This window comes from Mammaliicoccus sciuri, from assembly GCF_025561425.1.
In the GTDB taxonomy this organism is placed as follows: domain Bacteria; phylum Bacillota; class Bacilli; order Staphylococcales; family Staphylococcaceae; genus Mammaliicoccus; species Mammaliicoccus sciuri_A.
In genome coordinates this window covers 2,516,421-2,540,178 of sequence record NZ_CP094824.1, presented here as the reverse complement: position 1 = coordinate 2,540,178, position 23,758 = coordinate 2,516,421, and the positions used below count along the sequence as shown (strand labels likewise).

Genomic DNA, 23,758 nt, shown 5'->3' with positions numbered 1-23,758 from the left:
GAGGTGGAAAATTGAGTATATTCGACAAAATACTTGGCAGGAATGAAGCAATTGAGTTTAGTTATGACTTTGAGTTATTAAGAGAAACTTCACATAAAGCTTATATTAAACGTTGGGCATTAGATACCTGTATTAACCATATCGCTCGAACAATAAGCCAAACGAAATTTGAAGTGATTGAAAACGGAAGGAAAAATTTGAATTCAACAACACATTATAAATTGAATGTTCGACCAAATACTGATGAAAGTGCTGCGACATTTTGGCAAAAGGTTATTCGTAAATTGATTTATGATAATGAGGTATTAATTATAGTTACGGATTCAAAAGATTTAATCATAGCTGATGATTTCACACGAGAAGAATATGCACTGTACGATGATATATTTACGCACGTTATTAAAGGTGAATTTGAATTTGAACGTAATTTTAAAATGAGTGACGTCATTTACCTTGAATATAATAATGAAGCCATAACAGAAATGCTATTTGGATTGTTTAATGATTATGGAGATATATTTGGGCGTATGATTAAATCTAATTTAATGAATAACCAAATTCGTGCCTCACTTAGTATGGATGCCAATGTGCCAATAAAAGAGGCAAAAAATGAAGAAATGCAAAAATTTATAAATAAAGCCTATAAAGCTTTTGAAACAAATGATATTGCGATTGTGCCTGTTCAAAAAGGTTATAAATATGAAGAACATACATCTGGCAACAATAACAGTAAAGGTTCATCACAGTTAGATGATTTAGCTAAAGCACCCAATCAGCTATTAAGTTATGTTGCACGTAATTTAGGGATACCTGTTGGCTTAATTAACGGTGAGACTGCAGATATAGAAGCTATGACAAATAACTATATGAAATTCTGTGTTAAGCCTATTATCGAAAAAATCACTGATGAGTTAAATGCAAAAATATATAGCGAACGAGGTTATAAAGAAGGTAAGCGAATCAAAGCAATTTCAATAGATCAAAAAGGACCATTAGAAGTGAGTGAAGCTGTAGACAAACTCATTGCTAGTGGTTCTTTTAATAGAGATGAGATTCGTGAACTTACAGGTTATGAGCCTATAGGTAGTGAAGAAATGCAGAAATTTGTAATCACTAAGAATTATCAAACTGTTGAAGAAGAGCCAGATATTAAAGGAGGTGATAAGGATGAGCAAGAACAATCAGATTGATATTTACGGTTTTATCGACAATGTGACGGTAGAAGGTATGACGATTAGTCCTCAAACAATTAATGACCAATTGAAAGAAATGAGCAATGAAGAAGAAATCATTGTAAATATAAATTCAAATGGTGGAGATGTGTTCAGTGGAGTAGCGATTTACAATATGCTCAAACGTCACAAAGCACATATTACTGTGAATATTGATGGTATAGCTGCAAGTATTGCATCAGTGATTGCAATGGCTGGAGATACTATAAATATGCCTAACAATGCTGTATTGATGATTCATAACGCATGGACAAATGTAACAGGAGATTCAAACGAATTTAAAAAACAAGCTAACTCATTAGAAAAGATAAACTCAGTTGTTTTCAATAGTTATGTTGCTAAAAACCAAGATATAGATCATGCGCTTCTTAAACAATATATGGATGAAGAAACATGGTTTACAGCTAAAGAAGCAAAGAATTTAGGTCTAGTTGACAATGTTACGAATAGTACCAAAGTGGCAGCTGCTGCAACAACAGCAATGTTAGGAGGTGACAAATTTATGAGTAAGTATCGGAATGAAGACCCAACACAACAGACGAAAGACCCTAAAGAACAAGGTGGAGAAATCACTGTAGAAGATGTAATGGATAAACTTGAAGAAATATTACAAGAAGTTAAAAAAGTTAATAGTGGTCAAGGTACAAAGGAAAGCAAGGATCCTGACAAAACAGGAACACCTCAAAATAGTTTCGTAAGACTATTTAATATGAATACAAATAAAGGAGAATAAAATTATGCCAATTAATTTTGAAAATAAACAAGGGTTCGAGAATTCTCAAAAGCTATTACAAGAATTTTCAAATATGAATCCAGAAGCAACAGACGAAGAAGTTAAAGCAAAATATACTGAATATATGAATGCATATAGCGAGGAATTAGCTAATGCTATTCGAAAAGATATTAAGAATGAAACAGGAGATAATGCAGTATTGAACGCTCGTAAAGTAAATCGCTTAACAAATGAGGAAAAGAAATTCTATAACGCATTAGTGTCTGAGGGTCATGTTAATACAGATACGAATTGGAAAGATGGAGAGTTATTACCTGAGACAGTAGTAGACCGTATTTTTGAAGATATTGAAACAGACCATCCGTTATTAAAACATATCAATATTGAACGTACAGGTTTAAAAACACGTGTTATTCGTTCAATTACTGAAGGACAGGTTGTTTGGGGTAAAATATTTGGAGAAATTCGTGGTCAATTAGAGGCTTCATTCTATGAACAAGACATTTCTCTAGGTAAAGCGACTGCTTTCGTAGTAGTACCTAAAGATTTAAAAGATGCGGGCGTGCAATGGGTAGACCGCTTTGTACGTGCACAAATCAAAGAAGCTTTTGCAGTAGCAATTGAAAAAACTGCAATTCAAGGTGAAGGTAAAGCTAAAGACCAACCAGTTGGCTTATTGAAGGAAATCAATCGTAAAAATGGTGCAGTATCAGATAAGCAAAGCGCTGGTACTTTAACTTTAGAAACACCTGATATTTCTATTAAAGAAATCGGCAAAATCATTAGTAATTTATCAATTAAAGAATATTATGATAAAGATGGTGATGTTAAACGTACAAAAGGTGCCAATGTTTTAAATAATGTTGTAATTGCCCTAAATCCAGTTGATTACATTTATACAGGTGTTGCCTTTATGCAAGTACACAATGGGGCTTTTGTAAGTCCAATTCCGTTTAATGTGACGTTTGCACAAAGTGAATTCGTTCCAAAAGGTAAAGCAGTTGCATATGATAAATCTCGTTATCATTTCTATGCAGGCAGTGATGTGATTGTACGTGAGTTTGATCAAACACTTGCTTTAGAAGATATGGATTTATTTACTGCAAAACAATTCTTATATGCTGAACCAGATGATAATAAAACATCATTTGTTTATGATGTAGACTTTTCATCTCATGGGGCTCCGAAAGATAGCGAATCAGAATTACCAGAAGGATAAAAATGAGGAGGGCTTAAAACATGGCTAAATTTAAAGTCTTAAAAAAGTATAAAGATAAAGAACTGAACAAAGTTCTTAATCCTGGTGAAAAAGTAGAAATGACTGTAAAACGCAGTGAAGAAGTGAATGCTAAATTGAAAGAACATGATGGGCCATTCTTAGAGCGTATTCAAGAAAAGAAGTGATATAAATGGTAGATCAAGCACATGTTCAGGAATTTAAAGCACGTAATCGTATATTTTACGATATGGAAGATGAGCGTATAAAAAGCGATTTAGAATATTCATATGAAGATATTAAAGCGAAATGCGGAGAGTTTTCTATGAAGGATAGTGCAATAGGTCGTGAACTTGTTTATGAACGCACACGATACGTACTAAATGATATGCTTGAAGCATTTCACAATAACTTTTTGTCGAATATTATACAATTTCAACTGATGAATATGGAAGTGGTCGAAGATGAAACAAAATAAAAGAAGTTTTGTAACAGGTGGACAGATGAGGACGCCTGTTACTTTCTATGAAGCAAAACCTGATGATGGATTTATGCCTGGAGAATCTCCTAAAACAGATAAATATTATCAGTGTTTCGCAAATGTTTATCCACCTTCACAAAAAGATTTAGACATGACAAACAGAAATGCCAAAATTACAATGGTAACTTATCTCCCTATAGGGAAAGATATTACAGATGATATGTATTTTGAAATAAACTTGCCAAGATATAAAGGTAAGTTTTTTAATGTTATTTCTGTTGAAGATGACACTGAGTATCATCGTAATATAAAAATTATTGGAGAGAACAGGTCATGAGTGTTGAAATTGAAGGTATGAAAGCACTTATACAGAAATTACAAAGAGCTTATGATGACGAAACATTAATCCGTCTTCAAGATAAGGCTTTAAAAAAGGGTGCTAAATACTTTATGAGCGTGTTAAAACTAGAATTCGAACTCTTTAGAGATACAGGTGCTTCAATAGAAGAAGTTTCTATCACAGATCCATATTTTATTCATGGAAATATTCGAATGATTAAAGTGTATTGGGAAGGACTACAACATAGACGTAATATTATCCATATAAATGAATGGGGAAGCGTCATAAATCCTAATCCACGAGGTAAAGGTGCTATTGCAAGGACAATGAGAATTACTAAAGAACCTTATAGACAGATAGTAAAAAATGATTTAGAGGGTGGTTTAAGATGATGGATATGATAAAAATAATAAAGTCTCATCTATTAAAAAATGAGACAATCGCATACTATTGTACAAATCGTATTAGAGCATATGATCTCCCTGAATCATCTGATATAGGGGTTCCAAATATTCTAATTAGTCCTCTAATGCCACCTGTACCAATAGAGTACGGTAGTAATAAAACGATGGCTATGGAATACCATTATCAAATCGACGTACGTTCTGAGAGTGAGCCTATAGCGAAACAAATATCCGAAGAAATAAGAATAACGATGGAGAAATTAGGGTTTGGTCAAACGCCTGGAGGTTCTGACCAATATGACAAAACAGTTAAACGCTTCTTAGACGCGCGACGATATGAAGGTGTTGTTTATGTCACAGATGATTTAAAACATTTAGAAAAAATACTTTAGCTTTACGTGATAAACGTAAGGCTATTTTTATACAAAAAATTAGGAGGAATCCAAATGGGAAAATATAATGCAAATACCGGATTGAGTGAAGTATGGTATGCAGTTTTAGAAGAGGAATCAAACGCTAAAGTAAAATTAAGTCCAATTGATATGATTGATTATTTAAAAGAAATGTCATTTGAAATTGGCGAAGAGTTAACGAGAGGATACGGTTCTAACAAAACAGCAGAGGTTGCTAAATCTGGAGGGGAACCTACTTTAAATTTAACATTCCACAAATTACCTATGTCAGTACAAGAAAAGATTTTAGGACTTACGAAACATAAAACAAATACTAAAGTGTTTGGTGCTACAGGAACTAAGAAAATTGTTTATGTTGCAGTTGCTTTCGCAAGAACTATGGAAGATGGTTCAAAAGAATGGTTTGGCTTTGCTAAAGGTGTATTTACTAAGCCAAACAAAGAGGGTCAAACAAAAGAAGGCAGCGTTGAATTTGGTCAAGATGAAATCGAAGGTCAATTTATGGAACGCTTTATTGACGGATTTGAAGAAAAAGAATCTGTAATCATGACTTATGACGAAGCAGGAGAAACAGACGGTCGTGACACAGTATTCCAATCTATATTTGGTCAAGTTTATCCTGGGCTTATTGATGGGAATGTTTCTAAGGAACAACCATCTGATGGTAAATCAGAAGATTCGGCAGGACAAGCAAATGAAGGTGAAGAAGGGTCAGTTTTAGAGGCTTAATTAATGAGGGCTATTGCCCTCTTTTTTATTCATACGTATAAATAAAAAATATAAATCGAAAGAGGTAAATAAATTATGTCAAAATCAATTACATTAACTAATCAAAATGGAGAACAAAAACGTTATCACAGAAATAATATTAAAGGTCGTCAAGCTAAAAAAGGTGTGCGTTTATCTTTAAGAATTTCAGCATTATCTCAAAGTACTAGACCTGAAGATATTGAAAAAGTTGAAGATTATTTAGATCAAGCTGAAGAATTTATTGTTAAAGATTTATATGGTAATCAATTTACAATGGACGAGTTTTTAGATGGTATTGACGGTAATAACTATTTAGAGTTCCTCATGCTTCAATTAACAGGTTCTGATGAAGATGCGGGAAAGGGTTTATAAATGACGACTCATTAACTGATGAAGATTTCACTTATGAGAAGCAAGCGGAATATATTGATCTCATCTATAAACACTTATTAGATGCAGGGTGGAAAATGCCTGAAATAGATGAAACAGATATATATGAGTTATTACGAATTATGAATTTAGATTCTACAACTCAAGATAAAGAAGTGAAGACAGTTAAAGCAAATGAGAGCCTAATCGGAGCTATTACGGGTACTGACCCCAGGAAAGCGGGTTAGGCTCTTTTTTTATGTTTAAAAAGAAAGGAGGGACAGTATGGCAGGAGAAGAAAGAATTAGAGGTTTTACTATTGCGTTAGGTTTAAATACTGTTGATATAGATAAAGGCATGGCTAATCTACAACGTAAACTTAAAGTAGCTGATACTCAGATGAAAGCTAATTTATCAACATTTGATAAGGCTGAAAAATCTATAGATAAGTTAGAAACTGAATTAGGTGGATTAAATAATAAGCTAGAACAACAAGGTCGTATTGTAGAGAAATCAAAAAAGAAATTAGCGCAATTGAATGAAGCGGAAAAAGAATCAGCTAAAGCGCTAAAAAAAGCAGGACTTGAAGCTGATAGGGCTAATGAGAAATATGAAAAACTAGCCAAAGAATTTGATGATATGAATTCGAAGTTAGAAAAATATCAAAAGCAGTTAGCTGATGCAACTCAATCTCAAAAAAGTGCTAAAAACCAAGTTGATAAATTAAGTGCTTCAACCAAAAATGCAAAAGCTTCCGTTGATCAGTTGTCTAAAGAGTTTGAGGAACTTTCAAAAAGCGGTAATGCTTCTGAGAAAGAATTATCAGCGTTACGTGTTGAACTAGAAAAAGCTGAAAATCATTATAAACAGTTATCTAATGAACTGGATAAATCAAAGCGTAAATGGAACGAGTCTAAAATTGCAACATCTGAAGCTAAAGATGAGTTAGAGAAATTTAGTAATGCTAATAAAAAAGCAATGGCTAGTTCGAAAACAGCAATGAATAGTGCAAAGAAAAATGCACAAGAAGCAGAGAAAGCATATTCTAAATTAGAAAATGAAGTTGGGAAATTACCAGCTAAAATAGACAAAGCAACAGTTGATGTCTACCAACAATCATTGGCATTTAACACATTAGAAAGTCAAATAGATGATGTTAATGATGAATACAGTAAACTGCTTAGAAATCAAACGTTATTAGGCAAAATGACAGTAGGTATAAAAGGTTTTGATAAGCGTTGGCAAGAGGTTAATGCAAAAATCAATAAGATTGGTGATAGTTTTCGAAATGTTGGATATGTAGCAAGTGGTGTTGTTAAAGGTATGATTGTACAAAATATCTCAACAATCATTCCAGTTGCTGGTGCTGCTACAAGTGCAGTAGCAGGTATAGGTGGTGCAGCAGTTGCAGCAAGTGGTGGCGCAATAGGAATGATGGGCGTATATGGAACTGCGCTTGGTGGAATTTCTGTGTTTGCTGGTATGGCAGCAACTTCATTAAAGAGGCTTGAAGAGGGAACACTTAAAGTTACTGGAGAAGTAACAAAATATCAAGGCGCTTTAGCTGCTTTAAAAAACACTTGGAATGGTATTGCTGATAAAAACCGAGCAAATATATTCAATACAATGACTAATGGTATAAATATTGCTTTGTTAGCTTTACAAAAACTAACACCTGCGATTGATAGTATTTCAGGAATAATCAGTAAAGCTTCACTTAAAATGTTTGAATGGGTTAAGAATAGCAAAAATGCTAATCAAGTATTCAAAGTAATCAATTCAACAGGTCCACCAATATTCCAAAATCTTGTAAATGCTGTAATGAAAGTAACTGATGCCTTAGCACATATGTTCATTCAATTCTCGCCACTGTTCACATGGGCAGGAGACGGAATAGAAAGCTTAGCTACAAAATTTAATAAATGGGCAAATAGCGCCAGTACAGATTCTAGTACTGCTGAGTTTATTAGATACACTAAAACAAATCTTCCGATTGTTGGTGCAATATTTGGCAATATTTTCGGTGGTATTGTAGGTCTATTTAAAGCATTTGGTGATCATTCACATACAGTTTTAATAGGTATGCAGAATGTAACCAAAACATTTAAAGATTGGGGACAAAGCTTATCAAGTTCAGATAAGTTTAAATCATTTATTGACTATCTAAATACAAATGGACCCATTGTATGGCAATTACTTAAAAATATAGGGTCTACGTTAGTAGGATTGGTAAGAGGTATGGCTCCAGTAGGTGCTGTCATGCTAAAAATAACAACTGCTATTACTGGATTTATTTCTAAGATTGTAAATTCAAGTCCCGCAGTAGGAGCGTTTATTGGGATTTTAGCTGCTTTAGTTGGTGGGTTAATGACCTTAGTACCTCCTATAGCTTTAGCACGTACAGCCTTTGGAGGACTTGGAGGTGCTGCTGTAGCAAATGGAAAGAAAGTAGGATTTATGAGTAAGGCATTAGGTGTGTTACGAGGTGCCTTTAAATTACTATTGGGTCCATGGGGGATTTTAATTGCAGCATTAGTTACAGGATTTGTAATAGCCTATAAGAAATCTGAAACATTTAGAAATATTGTGAATAACGCCATAAACGGAGTTAAGCAAACGTTTATTAACGTAGGAAATATTATTAAGGGCTTTTTCCAACTGTTTAAAGGAAATGGACAAGATGGAGTAATAACATTATCAAAAATATTACCTCCTAATGTTGTTGTAGGATTAACTAATTTTGCAAATACTGTTAAAAATACATTCTTTATTGTATTTAATGCAATAAAAGGTTTTGCTATTCAGATAGGTTCACAGATTAGTGCTTTTTGGGCTAAGAATGGTACTGAAATTACACAAGCTGTTAAAAATATTGGACAGGTAATAGGGACTGTATTTAGTACAATTTGGAATTTTGTGATTAAACCGATAATGACTTTGATTTGGAACCTAATGAAATTTATTTGGCCAGGTATAAAGGCATTAATTGTTAGTGTTTGGAATAACATAAAAGGTGTGATTCAAGGCGCTTTAAATATCATACTAGGAACAATCAAGATATTCAGCAGTTTGTTAACTGGAAATTGGAAAGGCGCTTTGAATGGATTAGTTCAAGTTCTAAAAGGTGTAGTTCAATTAATTTTGAATTTAGTACAACTTTGGTTTGTTGGGAAAATTGTTAAAGTAGCCAAACTTGGAATGTCCTTATTAAAAGGTGTATTCACAAAAGGTTGGAAGTTTATAAAAAACTTCATAGGTAAAACTGCCCAATCTATTTGGAATTCGGTTAAACAGAAGTTTTCAGGTCTTTATAAATCCATAAAGGCAATTGTCACTTCTATAAAGAAATGGCTTTCTACTACATGGACATCTATTAAAAAGTCAGTAGTTAATCAGGTACAAAGATTATGGAGTGGTGTTAAGTCTAGATTTAGCGGTTTATGGAAATCAACTAAATCTATATTTACAACTTTGAAGAATTGGATACAGAAAACTTGGAATTCGTTGAAAACAAAGGTTATCTCACTAGCCAAAAGTTTAGGAGGACAAGTTAAGAACGCATTCAGTAAACTATGGAGTAATGTTAAAAACATATTCACTAAGACATTTAACTTTGCTAAGCATATATGGGGACGAATAAAATCTACTGTTGTTAAATTAGTTACTGGTGCTAAAAAGGGTGTCGTAAATGGCTTTAAAGCGATGTACGACAAAGGTAAGTCCTGGATAAATAAATTAAAAAATTTCTTATCTGATTCTATAAGAGGCTTTAAGAAAATTGCTAGTAAAGTAGGAAAAGGGATTGCTAATAGTGCTGTTGATGGTTTGAACGGTATGATATCAGGTATTAATAGTCTTTCTAAAAAAATAATGAGTAAGAAACTTATTAAAAAGAAGATACCTCGTTTATCTACTGGAACTGAAGTTAATCCTCAAGTTCAAACTGATCAAAATGGATTATTAACTCGTAGTACTAAAGCTATAGTTAATGATAAAGGACCAGGTAATGGAAGTGGACCAAATGGTCATCAAGAATTAATTTATCGCAGAGATGGAAAAATTGAGAAACCTATCGGTAGAAACAAACAAGTACATCTAAAACGTGGTGAGGGCGTTATAAATGGCGCACAGTCTAAATCACTATTACCTCACTTTTCAACAGGAACTGTAATGGATAAATTATTCGGTCAAGGATCTCCTACTAAAAAATCAAAAGATAAGAAGAAAAAATCAGATAAAAAAGGTTGGAGAGAAAAACTTGGCGATAATTTAGGTAAAGGTTGGAATGCTACTAAAGATTTCGGTAAGGATGTAGCAACAGTGACAGGTAAAGGTATTAAATCTGTTATGAAAGGCATAGGCGATGTTTGGGACTATGCTAGTAAACCAAGTAAGTTAATCAATAAAGTTTTAGGTGGATTGGGCATTGACTTTTCTGGCATACCTGCAGCGATGGGTGGCTTTATGAAGTGGGGTGCTAAAGAACTTAAATCTGGCATGGTTGATCTCGTTAAAAGTTGGTTTGATTCAGTAGGTGGTGGCGGAGGAGATGGTTCTTCCTTCCAAAAATTCGGTATCACTACACCATACTCACCTAATAAACCTGTCCCTGGATATCCAACATCATTTAATGGCGGACGACACTATGGTATTGACTATGGTACTCCAAGCGGAACGGTTTTAACTGCGCCAACAAGTGGTGTGGTAAAAGCACAATCCAACCATGGTGGAGGTACAGTTGCTAGATTGTTGAGTGGTAAAGTTGCACAATACTTCCTTCACTTATCAGACATTTTAAAAACTGGTCGGGTTAAGCAAGGTGAAAAGTTTGCTAAAACAGGAAACAGTGGTGCTTGGACAACAGGACCACACTTGCACTATCAAGTTGAGAGTCCCGCAAGCGCTGCACTAACTAATAAAAATACTATGGATCCTGAGAAGTTCTTGTCTGGTGCAGGAGGAACAAGTAAAGCAGCATCAAAATGGCGTGGTGATATTCTAAGAGCTGCAAGTTCTATGAAGGTTAATTTATCACCAGGTAATATTAAAGATATCATTTCACTTATTCACACTGAATCTGGTGGACGAGCTGGTGTTACTCAGAGTGGATATACAGATGTGAATACTGGAGGCAATGAAGCAAGAGGATTGTTACAATATACGCCTGGCACATGGAGAGGTTATAGAGTAAAAGGTGCTGGAAATATCTTAAATGGATATCATCAGTTGAAAACATTCTTTAATAATAGCAATTGGCGTAGAGATTTAGCGTCTTGGAAAGCTAGAATGTCACGTGGTCAAACAGGTTGGGGTCCAACAGGTAGTAGACGATTTGCCACAGGTGGGTTAATTGGTAGTAACGGTCTATATAATCTAGCAGACGGTGGTTTTCCTGAATGGGTAATACCAACAGACCCTAAACGTCGTACAGATGCTATGAAATTATTAGCTTTAGCTGGTCAAGATATACAAAAAGGTAAAAATAAAAGACCTAAGCAATTACCTAAGCCAAAGAACTCAAATGACGGTAATTCAGAAACTTCATTATTACTTAAAATGATTGAAAAGCAAGATGAAACAATCAATGCGTTGAAAGACTCTGTTGAATTCTTAGCTCAAATTGCTGCTAAAGACTTTAAGCCTGTAATTGATAAATATGAACACGAGCGACAAGTTTTTAATGGAATAGATAAGTATGAAAGAACTAAAAAGCGTAAAAGTAAATTTTAATAAGCATATGAGAGGAGGTATTCAAAATAGAGACTATTATAATTAATAATGAAAGACTTTCATGGCTAATTGTTGAAAGAGGGTTTAATATACCCTCTTTTAATTTTGTTACTGAAGTTGAAAAAATAAAGGGTAGACCTGGAAGTGTTAAGAGAGCAAGACAAATTGATGGATATGAAATTGAAATTCCCATGATAGTTCATAACGATTACCTATCAGAAGGGGGTACAAAAAATCATGATAAAATTACTAATGAGTTAGTAAAGTTTGTGAATTATGATGAACCTGTTACTTTTAGATTTAGTAATCAAAATTGGTTTTGGAAAGTACACATAGATGGTCCTTTCGAAATACCTTTAAATACTGAAGGTCAAATAACAAAATTTAATTTGAAATTAACAATATTAGACCCTCGTAGGTATTCAGTAAATGAACTATTTAATACTGCTGTTTCTGACCAAATAGGTGTTGTTAACAATGGAACTGCAGATACACCTGTCATCATTGAAGCAAGAGCCCTGAAAGATGCAACGAGTTTCATGGTTGCTAAAGGTAAAGATGGTGTAGCTAAAGACTATTTTATGATTGGTAAATCAGAAGATGCTAACAAATTTAATAAAGATGAAGAACCTTTTTTATTCAATGATGAATTTCACACAGGAATTGGCAACTGGGCGTATGTAGGGGCTAACACAACGTTTGGTAACTTATTAGACGGTGGAGATGCAAATGGGGGTCGATTTGGTGTATCTGAATTAAAGGATAGTATCTATCCTAATAATTACGGTACTACTGTATCAACCAATTGGCATGGTGCAGCAATTTATAAATCATTAGGTAAAAGTTTAGGTGATTTTAGAGTGAAGTTCAAAGTACTTGTGAGACATCATGCAGATACAGGTCCTGGTAAAGGTTTTACCTATATAGTTGATGAGAATAATAGAACGTTATTCAGTATCGGTTATGTCAATACATCAACTAGTCGTAACTTCGGTCAAATTATCGCATATGCCTACAATGAACATGGCGAGGCACAACGTATTTATACAAGAGAAACACCATTTAAATATTTGAAAATAGCTAACATGCATGTCTTTATGACATTAGAACGTAAAGGCAATGAGATATACATTGAAACTTGTAAATATGATTATGGTAAAGATAAAGGAAGAAGAAAACCACTTGATAAAGATTCTAAGATTTTTAAAGATAGCGGCAATTTTTATCAGCGTAAAGCAAGGATTGCTCAAATGTATGTTGGTAAATCAGCTAAATATGAAAAAAGAATGTATGTAAATTTATTAGGGTTCTCTGTACAAGAGTTGCTGCCGAAGCAATCTGATGTCACACCTATCGTAATAAGGAAAGGTGACTTTATTGTTGTAGATACGGGGCAAAATATTGTGACTTTAAATGATGAGAATGCACTTGAGATGAAAGATTTTGGCTCAAATTACTTCATGTTAGATAGTGGGATGTCGGAATTAGTAATAGAACCTGAAGGTACTTTTGATACAAAAGCGATATGGCGTGATAGTTATTACTAAGAAAGGAGGTAAAGCCACTTGATCCATGTATTAGATTTTAATAGTAAAATAATTGATTTTATTAGCAGTGATGATATTGCTGTGACTAGAGCTGAATACACGAGAAACAAACAAGACAAAAGTGAACTTTTAAATATAGAAATCTTAAGTGAGAGAGCTGAACACTTTAAAAAGCGTAATCGTGTCATCATACAAGATAAAACCAATGCGTATCGAGAGTTCATTATCAACAGAATTGAAGAAAGTGGCGATATATTAGAAGTTGAATGTGACCCTTCTTATGTAGAAGATATCGGAAAAGCTAAGCCAATACCCGCTGGTAAGTTTACGAAAATGACTGTAAACGAGGCCCTTTCAGAAACGTTAAAAGATTCAGGTTGGGAAGTTGGTCTTTGTGAATATGGCGGAATTAAATCGATGTCATGGACGTCAGTAAGAACACCATATGAAATGATAAGCCAATTAACCACAACTTATAAATTAGAGCCAGATTATGAAATAGAGATTGATGGTAATGAAGTTGTTAAAAGAAAAGTAAATATGCTTGAACCAAAGCCATTATTTAAAGGTAAGGAGATCGTATATGGTAAAGATTTAATTTCTATGAAACGTACGGTTGATATGACAGAGGTTAAAACTGCCTTATTTGCTTTTGGGCCTGAAAAAGATGACGGAACACGTATCAGTACAGTTGTAGTAGATGATGAAGCACAACAACAATTCAATTTACCAAAGCGTTATTTATGGGGTATCTATGAACCTGAATCAGATGACCAAGATATGACAATTGAAAGATTGACGACACTTACAAAAACAGAACTAAATAAACGTAACAGTGCAGCTTTAAGTTATGAAATAGAAGCGTTTGATTTAGAAGAAGACTATCCACATGAAATTATAAGGTTTGGAGATATTATCAGAATTAAGAATACTGATTTCACACCTAGTTTATATGCTGAAAGTGAAGTGATTGGCTTCACACATGAATTGATATCAGGGGAGTTAACTTGGACGTTTGGCAATATCGTTGAGTATGAAGAAGATGATTTACTTAAATATTTTAGAAGTCGTCTAAAAGATATAGAGAAGAAATTTAATGACGATATAAACAATGTTAGCTCAATCATTACAGATCGTATTGATGAAGAAGTTGAACGTCTACAAAGGAAACTACATCGTGGGCCAACACCACCTGATAATCCTGAAGAAGGTGATTTTTGGTTTGACACATCAAATCCAAATGTAGCTGTTTTAAGAGAGTTTGTAAATGGCGAATGGAAACATGCTTCGGCACATGATGTGGAGCAAATCGGTGGTTTAAGCAGAGAAGTCATTATTTATAGACAATTATTAGAAGCTACACATTCAATGAGTGCTGAAATAGCTAATCAGATGGAAAGAACTAATGTTGCATTAAGCTCAGAGTATCTCGTTGATTTAGATGTTAAAGGTAAATTGCAAAAAGCTTTAAGTGATATGCTGGCGAAATTACAAATCGTTAAAAATTACATGGATAGCATGACTGAAGAAACTGCCACTATTGGTAGACTAATGGAATGGCAAAGCGCATTAGTAGACTTGAGAAATGACTTTTATTATCTAATCGTGGCGCTAATCGAAGCAGAGAAAGCTATTCAAGAACGTTTGAAATACTTACAATCACAATACACAGAAGAAAAATTCAATGAAGCCATGCAAAATGTAGCTGATAAATTTGGGTTTGAATATACAGAAGATGGTTTTCTTGTTGGAGAGGGTTCTTTAATCAGCGGTGCTATTCAAGCATTACGAGAAGATACCGAAGAACAATTTAAACAAGTAGTGAAAAGTGTTGATTATGAAACAGATAAGAAAGGTATTGTTGAACGTTTAAATAGTGCAGATAGCGCAAGAGAACAATTAGATAAATTGATAAAAGACCGTGTGACTTTGACCAAATACAACAAGATGAAAATAGGTACACGTAACTTATTATTGAATAGTAAAGAACGTTCGGATTTATTTGGAAGTTCCAGGCATAGAAGAATTGTTTACCATTTAACAGAGCCTTTAAAAGTTGGGCAAGAGTATACATTAACATTCGATATGGAAGTTACAAGTGGAGATAATTTTGGGAAAACAACTGTATTGCCATATGAACCGAGTAATGGATCAATATATATAACAATTGATAATAGCACCCATAATAAACTTACTTTTGTAGCAAATGTTCCAAGTACACTTTTATTGATTTATTCAGCGGTTAGTTCAACACCAGAGAATGACACAACTGAAATTAAAGTTACAGACGCAATGCTAGTTGAAGGGAATAAGATTGGCGATTATTCACAGGCACCAAAAGAACAAGAAGAACGTCTTGAAACAATGGAAACGAGCATAGAACAAAATGGTATAGACATTAAATTAAAAGCTAGTGAAGAAGAATTTAATAAAACTAAACAAACTTTATCAAAGACTTTATCAGAAGTATTAATCAATACTACTACCGGTGTTACATTATCTTATGATGACAATGGGAATGTGAATGATTTAAATGTTGGACCAGGTGGCGTTAAAATTAATGCCAATGTATTTGAAATTAATGATGGAGATGTCATTGTTAAAGATGGTGTCACAACAATTAAGGACGCTTATATAGATAAACTATTCTCTAAACAAGCGACTATCAATTATTTAAACAGTGTTGATATTACCGCAAAACGTATTGAGGCGAAAGACAATAAAGCGTCAGTAAATATTGAAAATGGCACTATAACTATGACTAGAGCAGATGGTCATAAACTTGATATGGGTATCAATGGTATTGAGATGTTAAACCCCGATGGGTCTAAACGTTTTAGTATGGATAGATTATTGGTTACAAGTGCAGCATTAGGAACATCTAATTCCAATGTGTATTTAGCAGCTCAACAAGGCTTTGAAGTTCGAGCAGTTGACATTACACAAATACCAAGTGACGGTGCATGGGATAGTTATCGCTATGTACCCATTAGAGCAGATAGTTTTATAGGTAATAAGGTTATGACTAATGGAGGTACTAATCTTTACTTGGGCAGTGATGCAGAAGTACGTGTGACATCTCGTGGTGGATATAATGGTACAGATACGATTTATAGAGATGTTAGAGCATTAGGTTTTTATGGTAATTATTTAGATTCAAACTATGTCACAGCGGGCCAAAATATTTATATTCGACCTGACAGAGGCTCAGAGGTGAGGTTTACTGTTAGAGGTACGACAGATAGCTATGTTGATATAAGAGGTGGTACGGGTTGGCTAGCATCAGTATCTCATCGAGATTCAAACGCTCGCTTTTATATCGGAAGTGATAATGGCGTTAGAATCACTGGACGTTCTCTATATAATGGTGGGGATATTATTTGGCGCGACTTAGCTGCCAATGGACTATATGCAAATTTCTTGGAAATCAATCCGAATACAAACGCCTCTAATTTATATTTAAGAGCGAATAACGAAGTCCGTATTACAAAGCGGAATTCCACTAATTCATATATACCTATTAGAGCAGCAAGTGCAACGTGGACGTCCTCTGAACGTTATAAATATGATATTGAGAATTGGGATATAGATGTATTAGAACATTTGGTTGATCGAGTGCAATTATATAGTTATAAGCTATATTCAGAAATGGAAGAAGACAGTCAACGAGTTAGGCATGGTGTTGTCTTAGAAAGAGAAACGCCAGACGAATGGAAAAACGGAGACGGTGTCGATTCTTATGAAATGACGGCATGGTGTCTTAAAGCTATACAAGAATTAACTAAAAAAGTCCGTGCATTAGAAACGGAATTGGAGGCAAAATTATGAATGAACAAAGCATACAAGCAAACCCACAAATTGTTATAAGCAATCTAGTGCAGGAAAATTCAAGACTTACGCATGAGAATGCAATTTTAAAAGCAATATTGCAAGAACAAAATGAACAACAAAATGAACAACAACAAGCTGATAATAAAGCACCTACTCAAAACGAGTAAGGTGTTTTTTATATAAAAAATTTAAAGGAGTGTTTTAAATGGAAATGACAATTACACAGTATTTTTTAGTAGAAAGAGATGAAACAGGTAAGGAAACATGTTTAGTGAAAAATTATGGTAGTGGATTTAATCGTGGTGCTACACCTCAATCAGCGCATAAGTTTAAGTCAGAAGAAGATGCCAAAACTGCATGTAAAGCACAAAATATGTTAGCTGAGTTATTTGGCACTAACATTAAAACGTATTATGTAGCTGAACAAATTGAGCGTTCTAAACATAATCCTGATGGAACAGACTATGTTGAACCATCCACAAGTACAGAAGAAGATATTCAAGAAAGTAATTCAGAATTAAGTGCACAAAACCAAGGTATTGATTAGGTTCAATGCCTTTTTATTACAGATAAATTAACAGAAAGTGAGTGATCCCATGAGTAATGAGTTCCAAAGAGCTGATTATGACAGAAGAATTAAACGGCTCGAGGACAATGATGAAAAAATATTTTCTTCTTTAGATGAAATCAAAAAGGGGCAACACGCGCAAGAACTTGTGAATCAAAAATTAGATTTCACATTAGATGCCTTAAATAGAGAGCGTGAAATAGAGAAAGAGAATAAAAAAGAAAATAATAAAAATATAAGAGACATCAAATTGTGGGTTCTAGGCTTAGTAGGTACAATAGCAGGCTCACTCATCATTACATCAATCAAAATGTTATTTGGTATATAAGGAGGTGAAACAGATGCTTAAATTATTGGGCGTAAGTTTTTGGGAGTGCTTTTGGTTTGGGAAATGTAAATAATAAGGAGGAAATAACATGAAAATTAATTGGAAAGTACGTATTAAACAAAAATCATTTTGGGTAGCCATATTATCGGCTATCCTTTTATTTGTGCAACAAGTGTCGGGCGCATTCGATTATGACATCACAGTGTATACAGACCAAATAACGAATATCGTTAACAGTGTGTTAGGCGTGTTGGTGTTACTAGGTGTGGTGCAAGACCCAACAACGCGTGGTATCAAAGATAGTGAACAAGCACAACAATATAACGAACCAAAATAAGTCGGCCAAATAATCAGTCGGCTTTTTTAATATATTAAAAGGAGTGTAATAAATAATGAAAAAACGTGACGGTGTTAAATGGGCAGTAAGTAATATAGGTAATAGGCTTACAGATGGTCAACCATATGGCGCACAATGTGCAACTTTTATAATTGAGTTTACTAAAAAATATTGGGATGTACATCCTAAAGGTAACGCAAAAGACTTTATCAATTATAAATGGCCAAAAGGTTTCCAAGTTATTAAAGGTAAAAACCAAATACCGCAACCAGGAGATATTTTTGTGTTCGGTGGAGAGTATGGTCATACAGGTATTGTCACTGAAGCAAACGCTAAGTATTTTAATAGTATTGACCAGAACTGGTATAACGAAAGCTTAACAAAAGGTAGTCCAGCAGCATTTGTAGAAGATCATGAATATACCAATTTCTTAGGTGTAATCCGACCACCATATGAAGATGCTGAAAAAGGTGCAGTTAAGAAAGCGACTAAAATAGAAACGATTAACCACACGATAAACTATAAAATGGCTAATCGTGCAGGCAATTTAAAGGGTGTAGTTATTCATAATACAGCAGGTAGTGCTACTGCTAAACAAGATTATAATAATCTTCAAAGCACATCTGTTGCTCGTTATGAAGCTGGTATCGCTCATTACTATATTGATAGAAATACAGTTTGGCGTGCGATTGATACGTTCAGTGTTGCATGGCATACTGCTAATCAAGATGGTAACAATAGTTATATCGGCTATGAAGTGAATGAGTCATTAAATGCTAGTGATAAAAATTTCTTAGCAAACGAACAAGCAACATTTAAAAAAGCAGCTGCTGATTTACTATATTATGGTTTACCTGTTAATCGTTCTACAGTTAGATTACATTGTGAATTTGTACCAACTGCATGTCCACATAGAAGTATGACAATTCATACAGGTTGGAATCCAGTTACAAAAGGTGCTGCACCATCTAATATTGTTAATCAGTTAAAAGATTATTTCATTAAAGAAATTACAAAGTATTACAACGATCCATCATTACCTGCAGGTAGTCCATCAACTGATGCAGTTGTGAAAGCTACAAAACCATCAACTGTTAAACCAAATCAAGCTAAAACAAATACAGTTGTTTCTAAAAATGTAGGAAATGGTTGGAAGAAAAATAAATACGGTATCTTGTGGAAAAAAGAAAAAGGTACGTTCACTTGTAAAGCTAAAGATGGAATAGTTACAAGATATAAAGGTCCTAGTATTCATAATCCAATTGCTGGTGGATTAGAATTTAATCAATCTGTTAACTACAATGAAATACAAGACTATGAAGGTTATATCTGGATTAGTTGGGAAGTATACAGTGGTGCAACTGTTTATATGCCAATTGGTAAGTCGAACGGTAAAGGACAACGAGTTGGTAGTGCTTGGGGTACATTTAAGTAGTAAATATGATATAATTTAATTAGCTATTACTTGGTTACGACTGAACCGTCGTACATTATTAAACCCTATCTAGCGGAAACTAGCTAGGGTTGCTTTTTTACATTTATTGGATATAATAAAAGTGGATATTCTAAATATCCCATAATAAATTGTTCTATTACTACACCCTAGCTTGTGGAAAAAGGCTAGGGTTTAAATTTGTAAATTAATGTTAAATCTGACTAAATGTTTTAGTGAATTTAATGCAGGATTCTTACTATAAAACAATAATTGGAGATGACATAGGAGAAGATCCGAATAGGTAGGTGTGAGATATGCTGAATATCTTTATTTATATTTGTAACTATATACCTTTATTTTTATTAATTTTTTTAAATGAAATTAGAAAAGCTGAGGATAATCAAAAAAGTATTACTTATGTAATTTTTGAATTTAAAATCTATTGGATTATATTATTTTTAGTTAGTTTGGTTAGCGTTATATTTCTTATATGTAAATGGATCAAAAATGCACAAGCTTCAGATGAGAATCCGGGGGAACTAAAAATTATTAATACAGATATATTAAATTATTTTGTTACTTACTTAATACCATTGTTGTCTTTGGATTTTTCAAATATTTACAGTATTTTTATAAATTTCCTTATTTTTATTATCATAGGTATATTTCATACAAAAAGTGATATGCTACACTATAATCTGTTATTAGTTTTGATGGGGTATAATATATATTCAAATGATAAAAATAAGATATTTATTAGTAAATGTAATTTAATTGAAGATTATGATGATAAAGAAGTATTACAAATAGCTTCTTCTAGATACTTTATAGTCAAATAACTAAACCCACCTTAATTGGTGGGTTATTTCAGAATTAAACCCTATCTAGCGGAAACTAGGTAGGTTTTTTTTTACTTATGCCAACATATATGGTACCATTTAAACAGACATATTAAACACAATATGACGGCGAGCCTACTCATATAATTGAGTAGGTTATTATTTTGAATTGGTTCCACAAAATGATATACTAAAAACAGTTTAAACCTATTACCTCCGTTTTAGTTTTAAACTCATATTTGGTAAAACCTTTTTGCACCTCACTAATAAGTGGGGTGTTATTATTTGATTTAATCCTAAAAGTGTAATATTATCATATTCAAGCACTTACATTGTGCTGGATTTTCATATATAAATAACCATTAACTTACCCTGTCACTTTGTGTGATGGGGTTGTTTTTATGTTCGCTTATATGTTCTATCTTTAGTCCAATTAAATTTTAGTGTAATATATATTTAATTAGACTAAAAAAGGGGTATTTAAATGGCAAAAGTAGCATGGGTAGTTCCATCTTTAGAAGTGTTTAATAATCCAAATGGTAATTTAGTAATTGATAGTCCTATGTCATATTTAAATTTAGAAGTTTTACCAAATAACTATTCTTTTGATGTGTCTTTTGGGATAATAGGTATAGAAGAATTAAAAATATACACCTTACAATTTGAATTAATTGATCCAGATGATAAAATAATGTTCAATACAAATGTGAATATTGATAGAGTTAAGATGGATGAAGAAAATGGAGATAAAGAATTTTTAAATGTCTTCGAAACTAATGCACGTTTCAATAATTTAAGGTTTGAAAAAGAAGGAATTCATTCAATTAAGTTAACTATCGAAAACAACACGTCTAAAGCATACTTTAATGTCATGAAAGGGAAACATTAGTATGACGAATGAAAAAGTTAGTAGACCTGAAAAATTTAAACTTGAAAATAGGGATGAAAGAATTACAAAAAATTTGGATAAATTACCAAAAGCTAGTGGATTAGATTTCCAAAAACATAGTATAGGTAATATAAGTTCAAACGAGGTGATTGATGTGAGTGAATTTATTAGTCGAAAAGAATTTGAACAATTTGAAAAAAGAATTGATGACAAATTTGATAATTTAAACAATAAATTAGATGAACTACCTGAAAGAATAGAAGACAAAATAAAATTCCAAATTTCTGAAATGAAGAATACGCAAATGAAGTGGTTTATCGGAACATTGATTGCTATTTTAGGCGTGGCTGGCAAAGTATTTGGTTTATATTAACAACTAAACCCACCTTAATTGGTGGGCTTTTTTTATGATATAATTTAATTAGGCGGAAGAGGTTATATAGATATGAGGTTAACTGTTGCGACGGTTGCCTCTTTTTTATTTGTGCAAGTGTCAAATACGTGTCAATTTAGTTATAAATAATGATATATAGTTATAAAGTTAAACGTCTATAAACCTTATAATTACAACGTTTTACTACTATTTACATAATCTATAAACAGAATCCCTGTCCATTTCTAAAGTAATCCAATTGGAACTTGAACATATGATTCACCTCTTGTCTTTTTGTATCATTAGGGTACCATAAAAAACTATGTAAATGTCATTTAATTGTCAAAAACTTTCTTGCATTTGTGAATTTTCCAAAAAAGTTATAAGCACTTTATTTGATATCCTACGTTTTAACTCATATATTTGAGGTACATTAGTTATAGGAGTGAGCTATGAAAAAGTTATTCCGCTTCATCGTTTACCTTGCAACGTGGGTTGTTATTATTACCATGGTTATGCTTTTTAAAAGCCAAGGTGGATTCGATTTATTAAATCATTATGTTGAAGACGTAAAGAAGCAGATGAAAGAAAAAGAAGTAGCGATTCGTACGGAACAAATTAAAAAGAATGATAAAACAGATGACCGTTCACTTGGTAATTACTATCAAGAAGGTCAATGTACATTTTATGTATTTGAAGAAAGATTGAAAATTGATAAAAAAAGGTGGATTTTATAATCAACTTAGCCACCTTTAGACAAAAAAACGCCACGTGAATTTCATGTTATTATTGAGGCTACCAGACCAAATCAATAAAGGAATGAATTCACATGACGCATACTTATTCTAACATGACAAACCATAAAGGAACACACTTAAGTTATGAAGAACGTGTTCAAATAGAAACACTTAAAAATTTAGGTTTTTCAAATCGTGCAATCGCGCGTGAATTAGGACGTGCACCTCAAACAATCAATAACGAAATTCATCGAAGAACAACACGTCAAATTAAACGACAAAAACAACAACATAAAGTCTATGAATATGAGACGCAAATTTATTTTTCTTCACTAGGTCAACAACGTTATCGACAAAACAGACAACAATGTGGTGCTCAGCCCTTATGGAAGAAGAACCCATTATTTATTCCATGGGCAGATCACCTCATGAAAAAGAAACGCTGGTCACCTGAAGCAGTCGTGGCATATGCTCACAAGGAACAATGTTTTGAAAGAGAAAAAATCCCTTCAACAACGACAGTATATGCTTGGATAGATCAACAAATCATGGAAACTAAGAATATTGATCTACTAGAAAAATTAAAAAGACGTCACTCTACTCAGAATAGCTACCATAATCATCCACACAGTCGAGTGCTCGGTCCAAGTATTGAGACACGTCCTAGTGAAATTGAATCACGTCAGTCTTTTGGTCACTGGGAAATAGATACCGTAATAGGAACTAAAGACAAGTCAAAGCCAGTTATCTTAACACTTGTTGAGAGACAAACGCGTTTTGAAATACTAGAAATAATAGAGAGTAAAAGTGCTGATGCGGTGTCTCACGCATTGAAAAACTTATTTGACTCCTTAGGCGAAAAAGCACCAAAAATCTTCAAATCTATCACATCTGACAATGGTTCAGAATTTGCATCGCTGTATGAAGAATTTGGCCATATGATAGAAATATACTTCACACATCCATTCTCATCATATGAACGTGGGACAAGTGAAAACCAACATAAAATGATTCGTCGTTTTATTCCAAAAGCACATGATTTATCCAATGTTCAAAAACGCTTCATAAAAGCCATACAACAATATATGAATCTTTCCAAAGCTAAAGTCTTAGCTTTGGTTACCTGTTGAGTATTAATTGATTAAAACCAATCAATCCTCAACAGGTTCGAATACGGTTAACCCTTGTGTACACCTCAGTCATTAT

At 33.3% G+C, this 23,758-nt stretch carries 24 protein-coding genes; all 24 read left to right on the top strand.

The features are described from left to right. The first annotated feature begins 11 nt into the window (after window positions 1-11). The 24 genes from MUA60_RS13285 to MUA60_RS13170 all read left to right on the top strand — a co-directional run bounded on the left by MUA60_RS13285 (window position 12) and on the right by MUA60_RS13170 (window position 23,682). Window positions 12-1,190 carry a phage portal protein gene (locus tag MUA60_RS13285; RefSeq protein ID WP_262648614.1) on the top strand — a complete coding sequence of 393 codons (1,179 nt, stop codon included), beginning with the start codon at window positions 12-14 and terminating at the stop codon, window positions 1,188-1,190. Beyond that, the gene (locus MUA60_RS13280; protein ID WP_262648613.1) at window positions 1,168-1,965 is read left to right on the top strand and encodes a head maturation protease, ClpP-related; all 798 of its coding nucleotides are present in this window, start codon (window positions 1,168-1,170) and stop codon (window positions 1,963-1,965) included. Before MUA60_RS13285 ends, MUA60_RS13280 begins: the two co-directional genes overlap by 23 nt. A 4-nt stretch (window positions 1,966-1,969) precedes the next feature. Continuing rightward, on the top strand, window positions 1,970-3,184 hold the full coding sequence (locus tag MUA60_RS13275; RefSeq protein ID WP_262648612.1) for a phage major capsid protein: 1,215 nt from the start codon (window positions 1,970-1,972) through the stop codon (window positions 3,182-3,184). 20 nt (window positions 3,185-3,204) lie between these two features. Beyond that, entirely contained in the window at window positions 3,205-3,369 is a 165-nt protein-coding gene (locus tag MUA60_RS13270; protein WP_262648611.1) for a hypothetical protein, read from the top strand. 5 nt (window positions 3,370-3,374) lie between these two features. After that, the gene (locus tag MUA60_RS13265) at window positions 3,375-3,659 is read left to right on the top strand and encodes a hypothetical protein (RefSeq protein ID WP_262648609.1); all 285 of its coding nucleotides are present in this window, start codon (window positions 3,375-3,377) and stop codon (window positions 3,657-3,659) included. After that, on the top strand, window positions 3,646-3,999 hold the full coding sequence (locus tag MUA60_RS13260; protein WP_262648608.1) for a head-tail adaptor protein: 354 nt from the start codon (window positions 3,646-3,648) through the stop codon (window positions 3,997-3,999). Before MUA60_RS13265 ends, MUA60_RS13260 begins: the two co-directional genes overlap by 14 nt. Further along, the gene (locus MUA60_RS13255) at window positions 3,996-4,394 is read left to right on the top strand and encodes a hypothetical protein (protein ID WP_262648607.1); all 399 of its coding nucleotides are present in this window, start codon (window positions 3,996-3,998) and stop codon (window positions 4,392-4,394) included. The genes MUA60_RS13260 and MUA60_RS13255 overlap by 4 nt, the downstream gene beginning before the upstream one ends. Window positions 4,395-4,399: 5 nt before the next feature. Then, entirely contained in the window at window positions 4,400-4,798 is a 399-nt protein-coding gene (locus tag MUA60_RS13250) for a hypothetical protein (protein WP_262648605.1), read from the top strand. A gap of 54 nt (window positions 4,799-4,852) precedes the next feature. Beyond that, complete coding sequence (locus MUA60_RS13245; protein WP_262648604.1) at window positions 4,853-5,548, top strand: major tail protein; 696 nt, start codon at window positions 4,853-4,855, stop codon at window positions 5,546-5,548. Window positions 5,549-5,623: 75 nt separating this feature from the next. Then, window positions 5,624-5,941, top strand: a complete 318-nt coding sequence (gene gpG, locus MUA60_RS13240) for a phage tail assembly chaperone G (protein ID WP_262648603.1) — start codon at window positions 5,624-5,626, stop codon at window positions 5,939-5,941. Between the two features lie 95 nt (window positions 5,942-6,036). Then, complete coding sequence (locus tag MUA60_RS13235) at window positions 6,037-6,186, top strand: hypothetical protein (RefSeq protein ID WP_204167086.1); 150 nt, start codon at window positions 6,037-6,039, stop codon at window positions 6,184-6,186. A gap of 37 nt (window positions 6,187-6,223) precedes the next feature. Then, entirely contained in the window at window positions 6,224-11,668 is a 5,445-nt protein-coding gene (locus tag MUA60_RS13230; RefSeq protein WP_262648600.1) for a peptidoglycan DD-metalloendopeptidase family protein, read from the top strand. A gap of 26 nt (window positions 11,669-11,694) precedes the next feature. Continuing rightward, window positions 11,695-13,215 carry a phage distal tail protein gene (locus tag MUA60_RS13225; RefSeq protein WP_316964827.1) on the top strand — a complete coding sequence of 507 codons (1,521 nt, stop codon included), beginning with the start codon at window positions 11,695-11,697 and terminating at the stop codon, window positions 13,213-13,215. 18 nt (window positions 13,216-13,233) lie between these two features. After that, window positions 13,234-17,043, top strand: a complete 3,810-nt coding sequence (locus tag MUA60_RS13220) for a phage tail spike protein (RefSeq protein ID WP_262648431.1) — start codon at window positions 13,234-13,236, stop codon at window positions 17,041-17,043. Next, window positions 17,040-17,213 carry a hypothetical protein gene (locus MUA60_RS13215; protein WP_262641677.1) on the top strand — a complete coding sequence of 58 codons (174 nt, stop codon included), beginning with the start codon at window positions 17,040-17,042 and terminating at the stop codon, window positions 17,211-17,213. The genes MUA60_RS13220 and MUA60_RS13215 overlap by 4 nt, the downstream gene beginning before the upstream one ends. Before the next feature lie 38 nt (window positions 17,214-17,251). Continuing rightward, window positions 17,252-17,593, top strand: coding sequence for a hypothetical protein (locus MUA60_RS13210; RefSeq protein WP_262641676.1), 342 nt, complete (start codon window positions 17,252-17,254; stop codon window positions 17,591-17,593). A gap of 49 nt (window positions 17,594-17,642) precedes the next feature. Further along, window positions 17,643-17,942, top strand: a complete 300-nt coding sequence (locus tag MUA60_RS13205; RefSeq protein WP_204167081.1) for a DUF2951 family protein — start codon at window positions 17,643-17,645, stop codon at window positions 17,940-17,942. A gap of 88 nt (window positions 17,943-18,030) precedes the next feature. Then, window positions 18,031-18,279 (top strand): phage holin, encoded by a 249-nt coding sequence (locus MUA60_RS13200; RefSeq protein WP_262648599.1) that lies wholly within the window; start codon window positions 18,031-18,033, stop codon window positions 18,277-18,279. Between the two features lie 55 nt (window positions 18,280-18,334). Next, complete coding sequence (locus MUA60_RS13195) at window positions 18,335-19,714, top strand: SH3 domain-containing protein (protein WP_262648598.1); 1,380 nt, start codon at window positions 18,335-18,337, stop codon at window positions 19,712-19,714. Window positions 19,715-20,028: 314 nt separating this feature from the next. Beyond that, the gene (locus MUA60_RS13190; protein ID WP_262641672.1) at window positions 20,029-20,553 is read left to right on the top strand and encodes a hypothetical protein; all 525 of its coding nucleotides are present in this window, start codon (window positions 20,029-20,031) and stop codon (window positions 20,551-20,553) included. A 484-nt stretch (window positions 20,554-21,037) separates the two neighbouring features. Beyond that, window positions 21,038-21,442 carry a DUF6941 family protein gene (locus tag MUA60_RS13185; RefSeq protein WP_107610885.1) on the top strand — a complete coding sequence of 135 codons (405 nt, stop codon included), beginning with the start codon at window positions 21,038-21,040 and terminating at the stop codon, window positions 21,440-21,442. Window position 21,443: 1 nt separating this feature from the next. After that, window positions 21,444-21,815 carry a hypothetical protein gene (locus MUA60_RS13180; RefSeq protein ID WP_262648427.1) on the top strand — a complete coding sequence of 124 codons (372 nt, stop codon included), beginning with the start codon at window positions 21,444-21,446 and terminating at the stop codon, window positions 21,813-21,815. A gap of 452 nt (window positions 21,816-22,267) precedes the next feature. After that, window positions 22,268-22,552, top strand: coding sequence for a hypothetical protein (locus MUA60_RS13175; RefSeq protein ID WP_262648596.1), 285 nt, complete (start codon window positions 22,268-22,270; stop codon window positions 22,550-22,552). 92 nt (window positions 22,553-22,644) lie between these two features. Continuing rightward, window positions 22,645-23,682, top strand: a complete 1,038-nt coding sequence (locus tag MUA60_RS13170) for an IS30 family transposase (RefSeq protein ID WP_262648595.1) — start codon at window positions 22,645-22,647, stop codon at window positions 23,680-23,682. Window positions 23,683-23,758: the final 76 nt, after the last annotated feature.